This window comes from Nonomuraea sp. NPDC004702, from assembly GCF_053601695.1.
The window spans coordinates 1-18,856 of sequence record NZ_JBSGCE010000053.1 but is presented as its reverse complement, the minus strand read 5'-3'; the positions used below and the strand labels follow the sequence as shown (position 1 = coordinate 18,856).

20 protein-coding genes and 1 pseudogene are annotated in these 18,856 nt (G+C 74.4%); 14 read left to right on the top strand and 7 right to left on the bottom strand.

The genetic code is table 11. The annotated features are described in order from the left end of the window. The first annotated feature begins 13 nt into the window (after positions 1–13). Genes ACWEJ6_RS41145 through ACWEJ6_RS41120 form a run of 6 tightly spaced genes read left to right on the top strand, consistent with a single transcriptional unit; the run spans position 14 to position 7,457 of the window. Positions 14–1,621, top strand: coding sequence for an AMP-binding protein (locus ACWEJ6_RS41145; protein ID WP_452431046.1), 1,608 nt, complete (start codon positions 14–16; stop codon positions 1,619–1,621). Continuing rightward, entirely contained in the window at positions 1,612–3,378 is a 1,767-nt protein-coding gene (locus ACWEJ6_RS41140) for a CoA transferase (RefSeq protein WP_452431044.1), read from the top strand. Before ACWEJ6_RS41145 ends, ACWEJ6_RS41140 begins: the two co-directional genes overlap by 10 nt. Then, the gene (locus ACWEJ6_RS41135; RefSeq protein ID WP_452431042.1) at positions 3,379–5,040 is read left to right on the top strand and encodes a class I adenylate-forming enzyme family protein; all 1,662 of its coding nucleotides are present in this window, start codon (positions 3,379–3,381) and stop codon (positions 5,038–5,040) included. After that, positions 5,037–5,834, top strand: coding sequence for a class I SAM-dependent methyltransferase (locus ACWEJ6_RS41130; protein WP_452431040.1), 798 nt, complete (start codon positions 5,037–5,039; stop codon positions 5,832–5,834). Before ACWEJ6_RS41135 ends, ACWEJ6_RS41130 begins: the two co-directional genes overlap by 4 nt. Then, positions 5,834–6,262 (top strand): carboxymuconolactone decarboxylase family protein, encoded by a 429-nt coding sequence (locus tag ACWEJ6_RS41125; protein ID WP_452431039.1) that lies wholly within the window; start codon positions 5,834–5,836, stop codon positions 6,260–6,262. Before ACWEJ6_RS41130 ends, ACWEJ6_RS41125 begins: the two co-directional genes overlap by 1 nt. Positions 6,263–6,287: 25 nt before the next feature. Then, positions 6,288–7,457 carry a hypothetical protein gene (locus ACWEJ6_RS41120; RefSeq protein ID WP_452431037.1) on the top strand — a complete coding sequence of 390 codons (1,170 nt, stop codon included), beginning with the start codon at positions 6,288–6,290 and terminating at the stop codon, positions 7,455–7,457. A 4-nt stretch (positions 7,458–7,461) separates the two neighbouring features. Here the strand turns inward: ACWEJ6_RS41120 and ACWEJ6_RS41115 are convergent, their stop codons facing one another. After that, positions 7,462–8,103: an SDR family NAD(P)-dependent oxidoreductase gene (locus ACWEJ6_RS41115; RefSeq protein WP_452431035.1), complete on the bottom strand. Its 642-nt coding sequence runs from the start codon at positions 8,101–8,103 to the stop codon at positions 7,462–7,464. Positions 8,104–8,192: 89 nt separating this feature from the next. Here ACWEJ6_RS41115 and ACWEJ6_RS41110 point away from each other — a divergent pair, with 89 nt between their 5' ends. Together ACWEJ6_RS41110 and ACWEJ6_RS41105 are read left to right on the top strand one after the other, a co-directional pair. Next, positions 8,193–8,576 carry a MerR family transcriptional regulator gene (locus tag ACWEJ6_RS41110; protein WP_452431033.1) on the top strand — a complete coding sequence of 128 codons (384 nt, stop codon included), beginning with the start codon at positions 8,193–8,195 and terminating at the stop codon, positions 8,574–8,576. A gap of 4 nt (positions 8,577–8,580) precedes the next feature. Then, positions 8,581–9,036 carry a pyridoxamine 5'-phosphate oxidase family protein gene (locus ACWEJ6_RS41105; protein WP_452431031.1) on the top strand — a complete coding sequence of 152 codons (456 nt, stop codon included), beginning with the start codon at positions 8,581–8,583 and terminating at the stop codon, positions 9,034–9,036. Between the two features lie 13 nt (positions 9,037–9,049). On the opposite strand, the gene ACWEJ6_RS41100 is transcribed toward ACWEJ6_RS41105, so the two are convergent. Continuing rightward, on the bottom strand, positions 9,050–9,841 hold the full coding sequence (locus ACWEJ6_RS41100; RefSeq protein WP_452431029.1) for a maleylpyruvate isomerase N-terminal domain-containing protein: 792 nt from the start codon (positions 9,839–9,841) through the stop codon (positions 9,050–9,052). Positions 9,842–9,938: 97 nt separating this feature from the next. On the opposite strand from ACWEJ6_RS41100, the gene ACWEJ6_RS41095 reads away from it, so the two are divergent. Both ACWEJ6_RS41095 and ACWEJ6_RS41090 read left to right on the top strand, forming a co-directional pair. Then, a complete protein-coding gene (locus tag ACWEJ6_RS41095; RefSeq protein ID WP_352326247.1) occupies positions 9,939–10,487 on the top strand; it encodes a TetR/AcrR family transcriptional regulator in 549 nt (182 codons plus the stop codon). Then, positions 10,471–10,890 (top strand): DUF5360 family protein, encoded by a 420-nt coding sequence (locus ACWEJ6_RS41090; RefSeq protein WP_452431027.1) that lies wholly within the window; start codon positions 10,471–10,473, stop codon positions 10,888–10,890. Before ACWEJ6_RS41095 ends, ACWEJ6_RS41090 begins: the two co-directional genes overlap by 17 nt. Here ACWEJ6_RS41090 and ACWEJ6_RS41085 read toward each other — a convergent pair. Next, complete coding sequence (locus ACWEJ6_RS41085) at positions 10,841–11,323, bottom strand: VOC family protein (RefSeq protein WP_452431025.1); 483 nt, start codon at positions 11,321–11,323, stop codon at positions 10,841–10,843. The genes ACWEJ6_RS41090 and ACWEJ6_RS41085 overlap by 50 nt on opposite strands. A gap of 86 nt (positions 11,324–11,409) precedes the next feature. On the opposite strand from ACWEJ6_RS41085, the gene ACWEJ6_RS41080 reads away from it, so the two are divergent. Next, on the top strand, positions 11,410–12,417 hold the full coding sequence (locus ACWEJ6_RS41080) for a helix-turn-helix transcriptional regulator (RefSeq protein WP_452431023.1): 1,008 nt from the start codon (positions 11,410–11,412) through the stop codon (positions 12,415–12,417). Here ACWEJ6_RS41080 and ACWEJ6_RS41075 read toward each other — a convergent pair. Continuing rightward, a complete protein-coding gene (locus ACWEJ6_RS41075; RefSeq protein ID WP_452431021.1) occupies positions 12,326–13,111 on the bottom strand; it encodes an alpha/beta fold hydrolase in 786 nt (261 codons plus the stop codon). The two genes, ACWEJ6_RS41080 and ACWEJ6_RS41075, sit on opposite strands and share 92 nt — an antisense overlap. Positions 13,112–13,181: 70 nt before the next feature. On the opposite strand from ACWEJ6_RS41075, the gene ACWEJ6_RS41070 reads away from it, so the two are divergent. Next, positions 13,182–13,838 (top strand): TetR/AcrR family transcriptional regulator, encoded by a 657-nt coding sequence (locus ACWEJ6_RS41070; protein ID WP_452431019.1) that lies wholly within the window; start codon positions 13,182–13,184, stop codon positions 13,836–13,838. Continuing rightward, positions 13,835–15,253: an MFS transporter gene (locus tag ACWEJ6_RS41065; RefSeq protein ID WP_452431017.1), complete on the top strand. Its 1,419-nt coding sequence runs from the start codon at positions 13,835–13,837 to the stop codon at positions 15,251–15,253. The genes ACWEJ6_RS41070 and ACWEJ6_RS41065 overlap by 4 nt, the downstream gene beginning before the upstream one ends. Positions 15,254–15,467: 214 nt before the next feature. Here ACWEJ6_RS41065 and ACWEJ6_RS41060 read toward each other — a convergent pair whose 3' ends face one another. Next, positions 15,468–16,409 carry a DUF5996 family protein gene (locus ACWEJ6_RS41060; protein ID WP_364341228.1) on the bottom strand — a complete coding sequence of 314 codons (942 nt, stop codon included), beginning with the start codon at positions 16,407–16,409 and terminating at the stop codon, positions 15,468–15,470. Positions 16,410–16,500: 91 nt separating this feature from the next. Between ACWEJ6_RS41060 and ACWEJ6_RS41055 the strand changes: the two genes are divergently transcribed. Next, positions 16,501–16,899: a MerR family transcriptional regulator gene (locus tag ACWEJ6_RS41055; RefSeq protein WP_352326258.1), complete on the top strand. Its 399-nt coding sequence runs from the start codon at positions 16,501–16,503 to the stop codon at positions 16,897–16,899. Here the strand turns inward: ACWEJ6_RS41055 and ACWEJ6_RS41050 are convergent. Together ACWEJ6_RS41050 and ACWEJ6_RS41045 are read right to left on the bottom strand one after the other, a co-directional pair. After that, positions 16,886–18,085 carry a hypothetical protein gene (locus tag ACWEJ6_RS41050; RefSeq protein WP_452431015.1) on the bottom strand — a complete coding sequence of 400 codons (1,200 nt, stop codon included), beginning with the start codon at positions 18,083–18,085 and terminating at the stop codon, positions 16,886–16,888. The two genes, ACWEJ6_RS41055 and ACWEJ6_RS41050, sit on opposite strands and share 14 nt — an antisense overlap. 112 nt (positions 18,086–18,197) lie before the next feature. Continuing rightward, positions 18,198–18,856 (bottom strand): annotated as a pseudogene (locus ACWEJ6_RS41045) (phospholipid carrier-dependent glycosyltransferase); the annotation flags it as partial.

The following is an 18,856-nucleotide window of genomic DNA, read 5'->3' as shown; positions in this document are numbered from 1 at the left end:
ACGACGTACGCGCATGGAGAGAAATCAGATGGCCTTCTTCACCCGGCCCATCGAGTTGGGCACCCTATTCGACGACCTCGCCGAACGCGGACGCGGGACCGGCGTGCACGTGAGCCGTCCCCTGGACATCGCCCCCCACCTGGGCACCGACCTCGGCCTGCCGGACCTGGCCGAGCTGGTCAGGGAGGCGGCCGGCTGGCTGGCCGCCGCCGGCGCGCGCCGGGGTGACCGGGTCGCCGTCGTCAAGCGCAACCACTGGGACTACGTGCTGCTGTCCTGCGCCGCCGCGCGCATCGGGGCGGTGCCCGCCACACTGTCCGCCGACCTGCCGCCCGACGTGCTGGAGATCCTGCTCAAACGGCTGGAGCCCGCGCTCCTCGTCACCGACGCCGCCCTCGCCGCCCGGCCCGGCGTGGCCTTCCACGCGCCGCGCACCCTGGTCCTCGACGGCACGGCGAAGGGGCTGCTGTCGCTGGACGACGTCCGCGGCTGGGCCGTGCCGCCGGTGCACCGGCCCGCCCTCGACGACCCGCTGGCCGTCATGCACACCTCGGGGACGACCGGGGTGCCCAAACTCGTCGTGCACTCCACCCGTACGCTGCTGCGCCGCCTGGCCGGGTTCGAGGCCCACCGGTGGCCGGTGCTGGGCAGCCGTCCCGACGACGTCGTGGCGAGCGCCATCTCCTTCGCCCACGGGCGGGCCCTGGCCTGGACCGCGAGCGTGTTGTGGCTCGGCCCCGCCAAGGTGCTGGCCGTCTCCGCGCCCGGCTGGGAGGAGGCCGGCCCGTTCCTGGCCCGGCACCGGCCCACGACGCTGGAGGCGCTGCCGGCCACGTACGTGCGGTGGCAGCGGCGAGCGCTCGGCGAGGCCGGCCCGTTCGCGCGGGTGCGCCTGTACATCAGCACGTTCGACGCCGTGCACCCGCCCACCGTGCGCGCCTTCCTGAACGCCACCCGGCGCCGGCGGCCGGTGTGGATGCAGGGCTGGGGGCAGAGCGAGACCGGGCCGCTGACCTTCCGCCTGCTCACCCGCCGGTCCATGGCGGACGGCGACAGCCGCCACCCCACCACGCGCGACCTCGGACGTCCGGTGCCCACGCGGACCCGGCTGCGGGTGGTGGACCGCGAGACGTTGCGTCCGCTGCCGCGCGGCGCGAGCGGGCTCGTGGTCTGCCGCACCAAGGCCCTGTGCCTCGGGTACGTCGGCGAGCAGGAACGGTGGCAGGGCAAACGGCTCGGAGGGTGGTGGCACACCGGGGACGTCGGGACGCTCAGCCGTACCGGCCGGGTGCGGTTCGTGGACCGGGAGACCGACACGATCCCCGGCGCGAGCTGCGTGGAGCTGGAGGACGTGATCGACGACCGGCTGCCCGAAGTGCTGGAGTGCGTGATCCTGGGCGTTCCCGGACGGCCGTCCCTGCCGGTCGTGGTCACCGAGGACGGCGGCCTCGACCGCGACGCGTGGCGGCGGGCCGTCGCCGACCTGCCCGAGCTGGCCGACCCGGTGGTGATCACCTGGGACCAGGTCCCCCGCACCGGCACGGGCAAGGTCCGCAGGACGGCGCTGCGCGAGCTGCTGGGCGAGACCCCCGACACGTACGGCACCGGGCGGTGGACGTGACGCCGGGTTCGCGGGCCGCCGGCCGGTCCGTCGCCGAGCGGGAGGCGGTCGCCTGGCCGCTGGCGGGCGTGGTCGTGCGGGCGCGCGGCGAGTCGGTGGCGTTGCGGGTGGCCGTCCAGCGGTTGTGCGCGCTGGGCTGCGAGGTCCGGTTCGACGGCGCGCCGCCGCCGGACGGGTCGCCCGCCGGATGGCTGGGGGTCGCCTCCGCGCCGTTCGGCAGGCCGGGGGAGGCGCTGCCGGAGTGCGGGATCGGCTGGTCGGGGCCGGTCGGGGTGCCGATGGAGGGCGAGCGCGACGTGCAGGCGGCCTGCGGGATCGCCCACGTGCACGGGCGGGCCGCCGGCGGGCCGAGGGCGCTGCGCCTGGACTACGCGTCGGTGTGCGCGGGGGTGCTCACCGCTCAGGCGCTCACGGCGGTCCTGCTCGCCCTGCTGCGGGGCGGGCCCGCGCTGGCGGCGCGCACGTCCGTGGCGCAGGCGGCGCTGCTCGCGCTCACCCAGTACATCGCCGTCGCCACCTGTGAACGCTTCGACCCGCCCCTCTCCGCCGGACGCGTGCCGTCCCGGGGAGCGGGGCGGGTGCCGCCGTTCCGGTCGGCGGACGGGGTGCGGTTCGAGATCGAGACGTTCGACGCGGAGTGCTGGCGGCGGTTCTGGGACCTGCTCGGCGCCGAGCCGAGGGCCGCGGCGGCGGGCTGGCCGCCGTTCCAGCAGCGGTTCGCGACGGCGACCTGCACGCTGCCGGCCGGGCTTGGCTGGACGGCCGCCGCCGCCGGATACCGGGACGTCGTGGCGGCCGCCGCGGACGCCGGCGTCAGCGTGCTCCCGGTACGGGACGCGGACGCGCCGCTGGCGCCCCCGCCCGCCTCGCCGTGGCGGCTGCGCGCGCTGACCGAGGACGCCGCCGGGGACGCCGCCGAGGCCGCCGCCGGGGAGCCGGCCGGCCTGCCGCCGCTCGCCCGGGACGCCCGGGGCCCGCTGGCCGGGCTGCTCGTCGTGGAGTCCACCAACCGGGTGCAGGGGCCGCTGGCCGGACACGTGCTCGGCCTGCTCGGCGCGGACGTCGTGCGCCTTGAGCCGCCCGGCGGGGACCCGCTGCGCGGCGTGCCGCCGATGGCGGGGCCGACCTCGGCCCGGTTCCTCGCGCTCAACCGCGGCAAACGCGCCCTCGAAGCCGACCTCAAGTCCGCCGCCGGACGCCGGGCCGCCCTGCGTCTGATCGCCTGCGCCCACGTGTTCCTGCACAACTGGCCGCCCGGCCGGGCCTGCTCGTACGGGCTGGACCACGACGATCTCGCACCCGTCCGGCCGTCCCTGGTGTACGCGCAGGCCGGGGGGTGGGCCGAGGCGCTGCCCCCGCCGCAGCCCATGGGCACCGACTACCTGGTGCAGGCCTACAGCGGGGTGGCGGCGCGGCTGGCCGGGCCCGGCGAGCAGCCCGCGCCGTCCCTGATGACGCTGACCGACGTGCTGGGCGCGCTGATCAGCGCGGAAGCCGTGGTCGCGGCGCTGGTGGCGCGCGCCCGCACCGGCGCCGGCGTCCGTGCCGGGACGGCGCTCATCGACGCGGCCCGCCTGCTGCGCGCCACCCCGCCCGGGACGCCGCCGGGGAGCCGGGAGGCCGCGCCCGTGACGGATCTGGCCGCCATGGCCGACGATCCGGCGTTCCACCGGGTGCTCGACCGTACCCCGCAAGCCGCCTACAGCCGTGCCCCCTGGACGTTCGTGCCAGCCCCCCACCACGAGGAGGCCCTCTGAATGCGTACCGACCCCCTGCCCTGGACGTCGGCCAACGGGATCGTCCTGGCCGACCGCGTGCCCGCGGACGTGCGCGCGGCGTGGACCGCCCGCGGCTGGTGCCCCGGCCTGGACCTGTACAGCCTGTTCAGCCGGCACGTGCGGCGCACGCCGGAGCGTGCGGCGGTCGCCGACGAGACCGGCTCGCTCGACTTCGCCGCGCTGGACGCCCGCGTGCGCCGGGCCGCCGCCGCACTGGCCGCCGCCGGGCGGGGAACGGCCGACATCATCGCCGTCCTGCTGCCCAACGGGCGCGACGCGGTGGTGGCCGAGCTGGCGGTGGCCGCCGTCGGCGCGGTGGCCCTGCCCATCCCGCACACGCGGGGACAGCGCGACATCGCGGGCCTGCTGAACCGGTCCCGGGCGGCCGCGCTGATCACCGTGCCCGAGCTGGCCCTGGGGCTGCGGGCCGGGCTGCCGTACCTGGAGCAGACGTGGACGTTCGGCCCGCCCACGCCCGGCGCCCGATCGCTCGACGAGGTGGCCGAGCCGGACGTCCGCGCGTGGCGGCCCGCGCGCCCGGACGCCGAGCGGCCCGCCCGGATCCTGCTCTCCTCCGGCACCGAGTCCGAGCCGAAGATGGTCGCCTACTCCCACAACGCCATGGCCGGCGGCCGGGGCGCCTACCTGCGGGCCGTGCTGGGCGAGGACGGGCCCACGCGCAACCTGCTGCTGGTCTCGCTGGCCTCCTCGTACGGCTCCTGCGGCACCTCCGTCCTGCTGGCCCGGCACGGCGGCACGCTGATCCTGCGCGCCCGCTTCGACGCCGCCGACGCGTTGCGCGCCGTCGAGCGGCACCGTCCCACCCACCTGTACGGCGTCCCGACGATGTTGCGCCGCATGGCCGACTCGGCGGCCGAGGCCGACCTGTCGTCGCTGCGCCGCGTCGTCAGCAGCGCCCAGCCCCTGCACGGCGAGGCCAGGCAGGCGTGCGCCCGCCGCTTCGGCGTGCCGCTCGTCAACGTGTACGGCTCCACCGACGGCGTCAACTGCCACACCGGCCGCGCCCCGGACCGGTGGGCCCCCGGCCTGGCCGGAACCCCGGACCCCGCCGTCGCCGAGATCACGATCCGGGACGCCGACGGCGAGCCGGTGCCGGCGGGCGAGCCGGGCGAGATCTGGGCCCTCGGCCCGATGACCCCCCTGTGCTACGTCGCCGCCCCCGACCTGGACGACCGCTACCGCGCCCCCGGCGGCTGGGTCCGCACCGGCGACCTGGGCCGCCTCGACCCCGACGGCACGCTGTGGGTCCTCGACCGGATCAAGCGCGTCGTGATGCGCGGCGGCCTCAGCATCTCCCCGGCCGAGGTCGAGCGCGAGCTCAGCGCCCATCCCGACGTCGCCGACGCCTTCTGCGTCCCGGTGCCGGACGACGACCTTGGGGAGCGCATGTGCGCCTGCGTGTCGCCGCGGCCCGGCGCGAGACCGCCGTCCCCGGCCGAGCTGATCGTCTACCTGCGCGAGGAACGCGGCCTGGACCGGCGCAAACTCCCCGAACGGTTCCTCTGGCTGCCCGAACTGCCGCTCGGCCCGACCGGCAAGGTCTGCGCCGCCACCCTCACCCGCCTGGCCGCGCAGTCGGCGGTGCCCGTCCCGCGCAGCCCGATGAGGAGCGGCCGATGAGCCGGACCGCCCACGTGTTCGGCGAGCGCCGCGACCACGTCGCCGAGCAGCACCGCTGCCTGGAGCTGGCCTACGACCCGATGACCATCGAACGCCTGGCCGAGGCGGGCGTCGGGCCCGGCATGCGGTGCCTGGAGGTGGGCGCGGGCGGCGGCAGCGTGGCGGAGTGGCTGGCCCGCCGCGTCGGATCGGCCGGGAGCGTGCTGGCCACCGACATCGAGCCCGCCTTCGAGCCCGTGGCCCCACGGCTGGAGGTGGTCAGGCACGACATCGTCCGCGACCCGCTGCCGGAGGCCGCGTTCGACGTGGTGCACGCGCGGCTGGTGCTGCTGCTCCTGCCGGAGCGGCTGGCCGTGCTGGATCGGCTCGTCCGGGCGCTGCGGCCGGGCGGCGTGCTGCAGCTCGACGAGTTCGACATCACCTACGGCCCCGGGCTGCTGATGCCCGACCCGGCCTCGGCCGAGCTCTACGAGACGTTCATGCAGGCCAAGATCCGCGTGATGACGCGCGCCGGGGTGGACGTGGCCTGGGGACGTCACGCGGCGGCGGCGATGCGGCGGGCCGGGCTGACCGGCGTCGACCCCAGGCCCCGGGTGGAGTTGTGGGACGCGCGCTCGCCGGGGGCGCGGCTGGTCGCCCACCACACCAGGCACCTGCGCGACCGGTTCGCCGAGGAGGGCCTGACCGACCGGCAGCTCGCCGACGTGCGCGCGCTGCTGGCCCATCCGGACTTCCGCGCCACCTCGTGCGTGACCTACTCCGTGCAGGGCCGCCGTCCCCTGGAGGTGGCGTGATGCGCATCGACCTGCACGGCGCCGCGCCCGGCGTGCACGCCGCGATGGCCCGCTTCGACGCCGCCGCGAGCCGGGAGCTCGATCCCGCGCTCGCCGAGCTGGTCCGGGTGCGGGCCTCGCAGCTCAACGGCTGCGCGGTCTGCCTGGGCATGCACACCCGCGCCGCCCTGGAGGCGGGCGAGGACGCCGAACGCCTGCACACCCTCGCCCTCTGGCGCGACAGCACCCTGTTCACCGGGCCCGAACGCGCGGCGCTGGCGCTCACCGAGTCGATGACCAGGATCGCCGAGGCCGGGGTGCCGGAGGAGGTGTTCGACGCGGCCCGCGAGCACTTCGACGAGACCGCGCTGGCCCACCTGCTGTGGACGATCGCCGCCATCAACGTCTGGAACCGGGTGGCGATCGCCGCCGGCCCGCCCGCCGGATAGGCGGCGGCTGTGGCACGATCGAGGCATGCGATCCCGTACGGAGGTGGCCTTAGCGGGCCTGATCGTGCTCACGCTGACCGGCGGTTGCGCCGACCCGGCGACCCAGCGGGTGTCCCTGATGAACGACCCGTCCGCGCCGCCGTCGTCCAGCCTGGCCCCGGCCATGCCGCGCGTCGCCACGGACTCCCCGGCGATGCCGGGCGGGACTCCTTCGCCGTCGTACTTCCGGCCGCCGCCGTTGGTTCCGGCGACCTCCCTGGCCGAGCCCATGGCGACGGGCAAGCCCCTGACGGCGACCGGGCCGCCGCGCTTCTTCGTCACCGCCCGGACGCCGATCTTCTCCTTCGCGGACTCGTCCAAGACGGCAACCGCCACGCCGGTGCCGCCCGCCGTGAACGACGCCGTGACGGGCGCCTTCGTGGCGGCCGTGCCGCTGCCGCCCGGGGTGCGCTCGTCCTGGCACCTCGTCGCCGCCGCTCCCGACAACCGCACGTTCGTGCTGGCCGGATGGACGGGGCTGGACACGCCTCTCCGGCTCTTCCGCATCCGTCTCGACGAGAAGGGACGGCCCGGCGAGCCGGAGCTCGTGCCCGATCTGGAACCCGAGCGCGACCAGGTGACCGCGATGGCGCTCAGCCAGGACGGCACCAGGCTCGCCTACACCGTCACGCTCATCGGCGGCGGGACCAAGGTGGCGGTCCTCGATCTGGCCACCGGGCGGCGGCGGGACTGGGTCACCCGGGAGAGCACCGCCGTCATGGGCCTGGCCTGGGCCCCCGACGGGCGGCGGGTGGCCACGGTGCTGGGCCGAGGGGGCCTCAGCGTGCTCGACCTGGGGAACGCGGGCACCGATCTGATCGCCGCGTCGCGGCCGGTCAGGCTGGACAGGGCGGTGTGGAGCCCCCAGTCGGTGGCCTTCACTCCCGACGGGAGCGCCCTGCTCTACTCCACCGGTCACGACGTCGAGCGGGTGCCGATCGGGGGCGGCCGGCCCCAGGTGGTGGCGCGGCTGACCCTGCCGCGGGGAGCCTCGCTGGGCCTTCGCTTCAGCATCGACGGGACCGGCGGGCAACTGCTGTACACGGACGGGTGGCGGGCGCACCGGGTCGACCTCGCCGACGGGTCCGCCACGTCGGTCCCGATCGACGCGGGCGAGCGCTCGGGCGAGGGCGAGTCGCCGGTCGCCGCCTGGTGAGGGGTCAGGCGCCGAGGTGCTGGGCCTCGTGTTCCCACTGGTCGCGAGGCTGGGTGTGCAGGCGCCAGTAGTGCTCGGCGATGTCGTCGGGGTCGAAGGCGGTGCCCGGGGCGACCACGCCGGCCACCGTGACGCTGGCCACGTGCACGCCGTCCGCGCCGTACTCCTGGTCGAGCAGGGTCACCAGGGTCCGTACGCCGGCCTTGCCCAGTGACAGGCTCACGTAGTCCGGCTTGGGATGCGGCATGCCGCCGGTGACGATGAACGTGCCGCCGCCGCGCCCGGCCATCCCCGGCGCCACGTGGGCGGCGGCGGTGAGCGCCCCGACGACGTTGACCGCGTACGCGTCGAGCTGGGCCCGCGCCGGCAGCTCCCCGGGCCGGTCGGCCTGGACGATCGCGGCGTTGTACACCACGACGTCGGGCGGGCCCAGCTCGGCGGCCGTCTTGTCGAGCGCGGCGCGCAACGCGTCCTCGTCGGTGCTGTCGGCGACCGCCGTGGCGACCGGCACCCCGTAGGAGGAGAGGGACGCCGCGGCCGACTCCACCGTCCGCGCGCTGCGCGCGATCAGGCCGACCGGCAGTCCCTCGGCGGCGAACCGGCGCGCCACCGCCTGCCCGATCCCCGGCCCCGCTGCGATGATCACTGCTCCGGACACCTTCATCTCCCATCTGTAGTGGCGACAATGGGGACGATAAAGGGTCACATCCATGTGAAGGTCAACCCGGAGGTTCCATGCGAATCGGCGATCTCGCCCGGCAGACCGGAGTGAGCCGCAGGCTGCTGCGCTACTACGAGGACCAGGGCCTGCTCAAACCGCTGCGCCGGCCGAACGGCTACCGCGAGTACGCCGAGACCGACGTCGCGGAGGTGCGCCACATCCGCGCGCTGCTCGAAGCCGGGCTGCCCACGTCGGTCATCACCAGGGTGCTGCACTGCGTCCACGACGACGGCGCCGACATGGTGCCCTCCTCCTGCCCCGAGATGATGGACAACCTCAACCGCGAGCGCGCCCGCATCAGCGGCGAGATCAGCCGCCTGGCGGCTTCGCGGAAGGCGCTCGACTCCATGCTCGCCACCGCCCGCGAGCCTGCCGAGAGGAAGCGTCCGCCCAGGTGAGAGGATGGACGGCATGGATCTGGGGGCCATCCGGACGATGAGTCGCGAGGAGTGCCTGACGCTGCTGTCCACGGTCCCCGTGGGCCGGGTGGCGTGGGCGCGGCCGGGCGGCACGATCATCGTGCTGCCGGTGAACTTCACGCTCGACGCCGACACCGTCGTGTTCCGGATCCCGCCCGGCCGCATCCTGGAGGCGATCGAGCACCGTGCGCCGATGGCGTTCGAGATCGACGACATGGAGCCGGCCATGCGCACCGGGTGGAGCGTGCTGGTGACCGGCGTCGCGGAGGTCGTCCGGGATCGGGAGGAGGCCGGGCGGCTGGAGCGGCTGACCGGCGCGCCCTGGCCGGAGCTGGCCGATCCGGTGCTCGTCCGGCTGCCGTTGCACCGGGTGTCCGGGCGTCGCCTGCCGCTGCATCCGGGCGGGGTGGTGGTCGAGCGCCTCGACGGGGAGGCGTGAGGCCGCGGCAGGCTCACACCGGCGGGACGAGCGTGAAGTAACGGTCGAGCAGGGCCAGGTCGCCGCGGACGTCGAGCCGGTCGGCGGGCAGCCGGTGCCACAGGTGCAGCAGCAGGTCGGAGGCCGTTCCGGCAAGCTCCACCGCGGCCTTCGAGTCGCCGGTGAGCCGGACCTCGTCGCCGTCGAAGCACACCGCCCACACCCCCGGCCCGTCGCTCTGGCGGAACAGGTAGCGCTCGCCCGCGCCGGGCGGGGCCTGCGTCCAGGACCGGCGGGCCGGGGCCATCACCTCGAAGACCTGGGTGACGGCGTCGGCGGCGAACGCGGCGTCGATCGGGGCGGCCGTGCCGAGCGCGTTCTCGGCGTCCCAGCGGTGGACGGCCGCCTCGATGGCCTGCATGCGCTGCCAGAACCCGACGGTCTGCTCGGCGGACCACGTCCAGGCGGGGTCGTCGGGGGAGGCGGCGGAGAAGCGCGCTCCGAGCCGCGCGGCGCCCTCGGCGAACCAGTCGAGCACGGCCGGGGGCACCGGCCCGGTGTTGGGCGCGCGGTCGGGATGGGGCCAGTCGCCGAAGTCCGCCGGCAGGCCGAGGACGGCGACGTCGGCGGGGTCGGGCAGCCCGGGAAGGCGCTCGTCGATGACGGCGTGCACGTGCCGGTGCACCGCGCCGAGGTGGATGACCAGGTCGGCGACCGACCACCCGGGACAGGACGGCACGAGGGGCGCGCCACCCGACGCGGTCGCCCGCCGCGCGGCCGCCTCGAACGCCCGCACCTCTCGGTGGAAGTGCGCGACATGATCCATGGGCTTGCTCCGATCGGCTGGGTGCGGATGTCGGATGACGTTATGCGCGGGACGGAACGGCTCGAAACTATACCGGTCAGCCGGTACAGTAATGGCCATGCCACGACCCAGTTCCAAGGACCGGCTGCTCGACGCCGCCGCCGACGTGCTGCTGACGGAGGGCGCGGAGTCGCTGACGCTGGAGGCGGTCGCCCGGCGGGCGGGCGTCTCCAAAGGCGGCCTGTTCTACCACTTCCCGACCAAGCAGGCCCTGGTCGCCGCCATGGTCGCGCGGTTGACCGACGCCTTCGACCAGGCGCTGGCGGCGGCGGGCGGCCGGCCGGGCGACTTCCTGCGGGCGTACGTGCGGGCCACGATCCCCGAACGGCACACCGCCTCCGTCCCGGCCGACCGGGTCACCGTCGCGCTCCTGGCGGGCGTGCTGGTCGATCCGGCCGGGCTGGAGCCGCTGCGCGAGCGGTTCGCCGCCTGGCAGGCCCGGCTGGCCGACGACGGCATCGACCCGGCCGCCGCGACCGCCGTCCGGCTGGCGGTGGACGGCTGGTGGGCCGCCCGCCTGCTCGGCCTCGGCGAACCCGGCCCCGGCCTGCACGAGCCCACCCGCCGCTACCTGATGGAGGCCATCGACCGTGCTGCGCGCGACTAAGGCGTTGATGGTGCTGACGGATGTCGGCTTCGTGGCCTACTTCACGATCACCGGCCTCGGCCTGATCCCGCCCGAGTGGGCCTTCGCCGACTATGCCGATCCGCTGATGGCCGACTGGAACTGGTCGTTCCTCTGGATCGACCTCCTGGCCAGCGCCACCGGCCTGACCAGCCTGTGGCTGCTGCGCCGGCGTTCGCCCGCGGGCGAGCCGCTGATGCTGGTGTCGCTGGTGCTGACGGCGGCCTCGGGGCTGATGGCGATCGCGTTCTGGACGCTGCGCGGCGACTTCTCGCCCGCCTGGTGGATCCCCAACCTCTACCTGCTGCTCTTCCCGCTGCCGGCCATCGCCGCGCTCACCGCCCGGGGAAGAATTCCGCGCCCTGGACGTATTCCATCGCCTTGACGAACCCGGGGTCGGCCAGGCGGCGCTCCGCCTCCTCGGCGGAGACGTCCTCGACGTGGGTCTGGATCCACCACAGGTTGCCCCAGGGGTCGCGCACCCGGCCGACGAGGTCGCCGAAGAACAGGTGCGTGACGTCGGTGACGGACGTGCCGCCCGCCTCGACCGCGCGGCGGTGGACGGCTTCCGCGTCGGGCACGTACAGGCGGAGGAAGCCGGGCGTCGCGGGCCATTCGGGCCGGGCGTCGAACATCATCACCACGGCGTCCCCGATCCGCACCTCGGCGTGCTGGACGTCGCCGTCCGGGCCGGTCATCCGGCCCAGCTCGACGGCGGCGAAGGCGGCCTTGAGCCAGTCGATCAGCCCGGCCGTGTCCCGCGAGATGATCCACGGCGTCACGGTGGTGTAGCCCTCGGGGATGGGGTTGACGGTCATGATGTGCCTCCTCGATCGGTGTGTCGAGACGACATTAGGAGGCCAGTAGGTCAGATCCGGTCCTACATGGGGGGCATCCTTGAACCATGACGTCCTTGCGGTTGCTGAGCCTGCTGTCGCTGCTCCAGACCCCGCGCGAATGGCCGGGCGGCGAGCTGGCCGAGCGGCTCGGGGTCAGCCGCCGCACGGTCCGGCGCGACGTCGAGCGGCTGCGCGACCTCGGCTACCCGGTGGTCGCCACCATGGGCGCCGACGGGGGCTACCGGCTGGTCGCGGGCGCGGCCATGCCGCCGCTGCTGCTGGACGACGAGGAGGCCGTCGCCATCGCCGTGGGCCTGGTGACCGCGGCCCGGCATCCCGTGCAGGGCATCGAGGAGGCGTCGGTGCGCGCGCTGGCCAAGCTAGAGCAGGTGCTGCCGTCCCGGCTGCGCCACCGGGTGGCCTCGCTCGGCGCCGCGACGGTCCCGCTGCCCGGCGCCGAGGGGTTCGACGTCGATCCGGGCCGGCTCACGACGCTGGCCATGGCCGTCGCCAACCGCGAACGGGTGCGCTTTCGGTACCTGGCGGGCGACGGCGCGCGGAGTGCCCGGCTGGTGGACCCGTACCGGCTGGTGGCCGCCGGGCGGCGCTGGTACCTGCTGGCCCACGACCACGACCGGGACGACCGGCGGCTGTTCCGCGTCGACCGCATGGACGACGTACGGGCCACGGGGGCCCGGATCACCACGACCGAGCCGGCGGACCCCGCCGCGTACGTCGCCGCCAAGCTCTACTCGGGCGTGCCCACGTACGAGGCGGTGGTGACCCTGCACGCGCCCGCCGAGGTCGTGGCCCGCGCGATCCCCGGCGAGCTCACCCCGCTGGACGCGGACACCTGCCTCCTGCGCGCTTCCGCCGACACCCTGGACTGGCTGGCCTTCCGGCTGATCACGCTCGGCTGCGAGTTCGAGGCGCACGAGCCGCCCGAGCTCGTCGCCCACCTTCAGGGGCTGGCCGCCCGGCTCACCCGCGCGAGCGCGCCAGGAACTCCAGCACCAGCGGGCTCGCCACCTCGCGGAACTCCTCGAAGTAGGCGTGCCGCGCCCCCTCGATGAGCCGCAGCTCCGCCCCCGGGATGCGCCCGGCCAGCAGCGGGGCGTTGGCGGCCGGGTTGAACACGTCGTCGGTGCCGTGCACGACCAGCGTCGGCGCGGCGATGGCGGGCAGCACGGCCCAGGCGTCGTGCCCGGCGCTGGCGGCCAGGTGGCGGCGGCGCGCGTGGGCGGGCATGCCCGGATCGCCCACCGTCCGGTACGGCCCCGGATGCGTGGCCAGCCAGCCCGGCGTGTACATCAGCTCCAGCAGCGCCCGCGCGGCGGCGGCCCGGTCGGGTTGCGCGAGCGCCCTGCGCACGTCGGCGCCGCGTTCGAGGCCGTGGACGCCGCCGGGAGAGGTGCAGCCGAGCACGAGCGCCCCGACCCGGCCGGGATGGTCGGCGGCCAGCCACTGGGCCACCCGGCCGCCCATCGACGTGCCGTAGACGTCGGCGCGGGCGACGCCCAGCTCGTCGAGCACGGCCAGCACGTCTTCGGCGAACCCGCGGGTGGTGTAGGGCTCGTCGGGCTTGTCGCTGTCGCCGGTGCCGCGGTAGTCGAGGGTGATCGTGCGGTGGGCGCGATCGAAGTCGTCGCGGACCGGGTCCCACCAGCGGTGGTCGTTGGCCTGGCCCTGGAGCAGCACGAGCGCGGGACCGCTGCCGCGGACCTGGTAGGACAGCTTGACGCCGCCCGTCGTCATGGCGAAAGGCACGCCTTCGATGGTGCCACGGCGACGCACGTGCCCTTGACGGAGTGAGTACTCACTCCGTACCCTCGTCAGTATGACGAACGAGACGAGCCGGCGGAGAGCGCCGGCGATGAGCCCCGAACGACGCCGCGAGATGATCGTGAAGGCCGCCCTCCCCCTGGTGGTGGAGTACGGCACCTCCGTGACCACCGCCCAGGTCGCCCGCGCGGCCGGCATCGGCGAGGGCACGATCTTCCGCGCCTTCGGCGACAAGGAGGCGCTGCTCGCCGCCTGCATGGCCGAGGCGCTGCGCCCCGACGACACCCTCGCCCACGTGTCCGCGATCTCCCTCGACCTGCCGCTGGCCGACCGGCTGGTGGAGGCCGCCGAGGCGCTGCGCGGCTACCTCGCCAGGATGGGCGCGGTCGCGGGCGCCCTCGCCACCACGGGCGGCCTGCGCCGCCCGGCACCCGGAGACGAGGCCCGTCCGGCACCGGGAGGCGAGCCTCGCGCCGCCGAAGGGGGCGGGCGGCCCGGGTCCGGGCGGGAGGAGTCGATGGCGGCCTCCCGCGAGGCCCTGGCCGGGCTGTTCGAGCCCGAGCGCGACCGGCTCAGGCTGGCCCCCGAGCGCCTGGCCGAGGCGTTCCAGTTCCTGGTGATGGCGGCCGGCCGCGGCCCGTCCCCGCTGGGCTCGGAAGAGCTGGTGGACCTGTTCCTGAACGGCGCGCTCGGGGCGGGCGAACGCCCTTGACCGACCTCTACGAGGACCTCGCGCCCCGCCGCCGCACGGCGGTCACCTTCGCCTTACTCGGCTGCGCCTTCCTGGGCATGCTCGACGGCACCGTCGTCGGCACCGCGCTCCCGCGCATCGTCGCGCAGGTCGGCGGCACCACCTCCTGGTACGTCTGGCTGATCACCGCCTACCTGCTCACCTCGTCGGTGAGCGTCCCGATCTACGGCCGCTTCTCCGACCTGTACGGCCGCCGCCGTCTCCTCCTCTCCGGCCTCGCGATCTTCCTGGCCGGCTCCCTGGCCTGCGGGCTCGCCGGCTCGATGGAGGTCCTGATCGTCAGCAGGGCCGTCCAGGGGGTCGGCGCGGGGGCGCTGCTCACCCTGGGCATGGCCCTGATCCGCGATCTCCATCCGCCGCACCGGAGCGAGGGCCTGATCCGCATGCAGACCCTGCTGGCCGCCATGATGATCGTCGGCATGGTCGGCGGGCCGCTGGTCGGGGGCCTGCTGGCCGACCACGCGGGCTGGCGCTGGGCGTTCCTGGTCAACCTGCCCGCCGGGGCGCTCGCGGCCGCGCTGATCGCGCTGCTGCTGCCCGACCGGCGTCCGCCGCGCACCTCGGGCAGGCTCGACGCGGCCGGGATCGCGCTGCTCACCGCGGGCCTGTCGCTGGTGCTGATCGGCCTGAGCCTCAAGGGCAACACCGGCCGCGGCTGGAGCGACCCTGCCGTGCTCGGCTCGCTGCTCGGCGGGGTGGCGCTGCTGGTCGCGCTCGTCCCCGTCGAGCGGCGGGCGGACACGCCGGTGCTGCCGCCGCGGCTGATGCGCCGCCGCACGTACGCGGCGCTGCTCGCGGGCGGGTTCTTCTTCCAGGTGGCGGGGCTGCCCGCGGGCGTGCTGCTGCCGCTGTACCTCCAGCACGTACGCGCCTACTCGGCCACGGTGTCCGGCCTGCTGCTGCTCCCGATGCTGGTGGGCATGATCGCCGGGAACCGGCTGACGGCCGTCCTCGTGCTGCGGTCCGGCCGTACCAAGCCGGTGCTGCTGACCGGGGCCGCGCTGGTCACCGCCGGCACGCTCGCCTTCGCCGCGCTCGGGCCGGGCACCTCGCCGTACCTGGTCGGGGTCTGGCTGCTGCTCGTGGGGCTCGGCACGGGCCCGGCCATGGGCGGGCTCACCATCGCCACGCAGGGCAGCGTCCCGCACGCCGACATGGGCGCGGCCACCGCGGGTTCGGCGTTGTCGAAGCAGCTCGGCGGCTCCTTCGGCCTGGCCTGCGCCCAGTCGCTCATCGGCGCGCAGGTCAGTGCGGCGGCCGTGGGCTCCACCGTGGCCTGGACCGGCGGTGTCGCGGGCCTGCTGGCCTTCGCCGTCCTGCTGCTGGTCCGCGAGAGCGGGCTGACGGCCCGGCAGTCGGCCGCCGTCCGGACCTGAGCGGAATCGGGGGGAACGCGGGGAATGTTCCTGGGGGAACCCCCGTTACATAGACCGTGGCCGGTGTGTCCAGTGTCCCCGGGCCTCACCTATTGCCTTCGCGGACTACCGTTCGGCTGGAGCCGCGTTGTGCCTTTCGCCGAGAGGCGACCTGCACACCGGTACACGCACACGTGGAAGCCCGCCCTCTCCGGAGGGCGGGCTTTCGCGTCGTTCAGGCCGGGCGGTTCTTCACGTAGTACGGGTCGGTGATGCCGCCGGGGCAGGCCAGCTCCTCGACGTCCAGGTGGGTCAGCTTGGCCCCGGCCTGGTAGGCGCTCTGCAGGAACTCCAGCACGCTCGCCACCGGATCGCCCATGGCGCGCACGTCGTCGTAGCGCAGCACGGCCAGATGGCTGCCGCGCGCGGGCAACCACTCGGCCTGCTCGGGCAGCAGCGGCTCCCGCTCCAGCCCCTTCGGCTCCGGCGCGGTGTAGGAGTAGAACGCCGGCCAGGGCCGTTCCTTGTCGCCGAACCAGAACCCGGCGCTGATCACCTCCCGGCTGTACGCCTCGCGGGTGACCGGGTCGGCCTCCTCCGGCACGTCGGCCGGGCGTCCGGTGAAGAGGGTGACCGCGATGTCGAACGTGTGCCAGAAGTGGTGCACCGGGCTGACCTTGCCGCCGAAGTCCGCGGCGAACCGGTCGAGCAGCTGCGCCACCTGCGACAGGATCCGCCAGTAGCGGTTGATCAGGACCGGGTCGTAGTGCGCGTGGCGGGTGTCCTCGGCGAACGGCGTCTCGTCGTCCAGGTCGTACGGCACCGCCCAGATCTCCGGCCGGATCCCCAGGTCGGCCAGCGTCTGGAAGAGCCGGGACTGGAACGCGGCCACCGACAGCCCGATCATGCTGAACTCCGCGCTGCGGCCGTCCAGCACGTCGATCACCAGGCGGTGGCGGACGAGGTCGAAGTCCACGCAGAACAGCGGCTGCTCGCCGAGCCCGCCCATGGGACGCGTCGTCAGGCCGCGCCCGGTCAGATGGAACGGCACCTGCCACCAATGGTTACGCCGGTTACTCACCGTCAGCCGGATTTTCCCGACGATCTGCGCGAAGCGGTGGAAGGTCTCCTTGGTGTCGGCCCACTCTTCGAGTGGCATGGCCGGAAAGAGCTCCATGTGTCCATCGTAACTACGCTGCGTAATCATTCTTCAGGGGGTCTCCGCTAATATCCGGCTTGAAGGGTGGTTCAAGTCGAGGAGCCGGGGCATGCGGGACACGTTGATCGACATTGGCGAGGTGGCCAGGCGTACCGGGCTGGCCGCGTCCGCGCTGCGCTTCTACGAGCGCAAGGGGCTCATCGAGGCCGAGGGCCGCAACGGCCTGCGCCGCGTCTACCTGCCCGAGACGCTCGACCGGCTGGCGCTGATCACCTGCGCCCGCGACGCCGGGTTCACGCTGTCGGAGATCGCCGAGTTCCTGCGCGCCCGGCCGGCGGACACGCGGCTGCGTGAGCGCATGGCCGCCAAGGAACGCGAGGTCGACCAGCGGGTGCGGCAGCTCACCCGGCTGCGCGACAGCCTGCGCCACGCGGCCGTGTGCGAGCACGACCCGCTGGTCGAGTGCCCCGAGTTCAAGCAGGCCGTGAAGGCCGTCAGCCAGAGCTGACGTACTTGCGCGGGCGCAGGGCGTGGGCGCGCAGCGCGGCCAGGGCCGCGTACTGGCCGGGCCGGTCCATCCGGACGACCAGGTCGTCGCTGTAGGCCAGGCCCAGCGCGGTGAGCTGGGAGACCAGGTCGGCGACCGGCGCGGTGACGTCGTCGAGGCTCGTGGCCGGGTGCCAGCCCTCGCCGCCCACCACATCGGCCACCCGTTCGCGCAGCTGGGCGGGGGACATCAGGACGCCGTCGGCCAGCAGCATGAGCGTGGCCTCGCGGGCCGAGACCTCGAACTCGTGCTCGCCCCTGGCCAGCAGCAGCCGGGTGACCGCCTCCCACATGGCCTCCGGCGAGCCCAGCAGGTGCCGGCCGTAGTCGGTGATGGCCAGCCGGGCGCCGTCGCGGCTGATCGCGCCGAGCTCGCGCTCGGCCAGCTCACGCAGCCGCAGCGCCGCGGGCGAGGGGGCCAGCCGGAGCGGCAGGCTGCCCTCGGAGGCGGCCAGGGACAGCAGTTTGCGCAGGGCGGGCAGGGGTTGCGGCGTCACCGGCGCGTGCAGGCGCACCTCGAACGGCTGCGCCAGCTCCCGCCTGGCCGGGCCGCGGCCGAGCACCCAGCGGTTGAGCCGTTCGCCGTGCACGCGGTTGAGCCAGCTGTCGCCGCCCAGCTCGGCGCGGGGCTCGGTGAGCCAGCGGCGGGTGAGCGCGCCGCGGTCGACGTCGTCGCCGGCGACGATCGCCAGTTCGAGCGCCGCGGAGCAGGCCACGTGCGCGCCCAGCTCCTCGGGGCCCATGATCATGCTCCACTGCAGCTCGGGCACGTCGGGCGGGAGCACGCCCGTGGCCTCCAGGGCCTTCTGGTAGGCGCTGGTGCCGGCGTCCTCGCCCTCCTGGGCATAGGTGCGCAGGATCTGCGCCGTGGTGGGGGACACGCACAGGGCGGCGTAACGTTCCATGCCGCCGAGTTGCAGCAGCCGTGCCAGTGAGCGGGACAGGCGTTCGTGGTCGCCTCCGGGCCGGAGCGGGCCCACCTTGATCGGAAGCGTGTACCAGAGGAACTCGCAGACGTCGAGCTGGGTCACCGTCTCCAGCGGTTCCCCACCCGTCAACCATTCGACGGCGGTCCTGGCCTCCTCGGCCAGGTCCGGCTGAGATCGCTCCAACTCGGCGAGAAGGGCGGTGACATCCGGTGCACTCATGCCTCGAAGTTTGCCGTATCGAACCCAGCTATGACGATGACCGAATGCGGTGCGTATTGGGTCTTGCACAGCGACTACCCTACGAAACCGATGTTTACCTACAGTGAGCGGGTCAGATCCATCGTTTGTCGAACAGCATCCGGGCCTTCCACTCGGTGTACGGGATCACTTCGGCGGACAGGATCGGGTGCAACCACCAGAAGTTGATCAGTGCCAGCAGCGCGTACGCGCCGACCACCGCGGCCCCCAGCGTGCGGCGCATCGGCATGGCCCCGCTCTCCGTCGGCGTGGCGGGCCCGATGAGCAACCCGGCGCACAACGTCAGCGCCAGGATCATGAACGGCACCATGGGGATCGCGTAGAACAGGAACATCGTGCGGTTCTCGGAGATGGCGAAGTAGAACCAGGGCAGCCAGCCCATCGCGTACGCCAGCAGCACCGCCCCGGCCCGCCAGTCGCGCGAGGAGACGTACCAGGCGATCAGGGCCACCAGCGCGGCCAGCGCGCCGAACCAGATCACCGGCGTGCCCACGCCGAGCACCGCCTCCGAGCAGTCCTTGGCCCCGCACACGTTCTGCTTGCCCTCGTAGAAGAAGGCCACCGGACGCAGCAGCAGCGGCCACTGCCACGGCTCCGACATGTACGGATGGGACGTCTCCAGCCCGTTGTGGAAGGAGAAGACCTGCCACTGGTACTGGATCCATGAGCGCATGGAGTCGAACAGGAAGAAGAAGGGGCCGGAGGAGGTGGCCTGGTCCCAGTTGCGGCCGT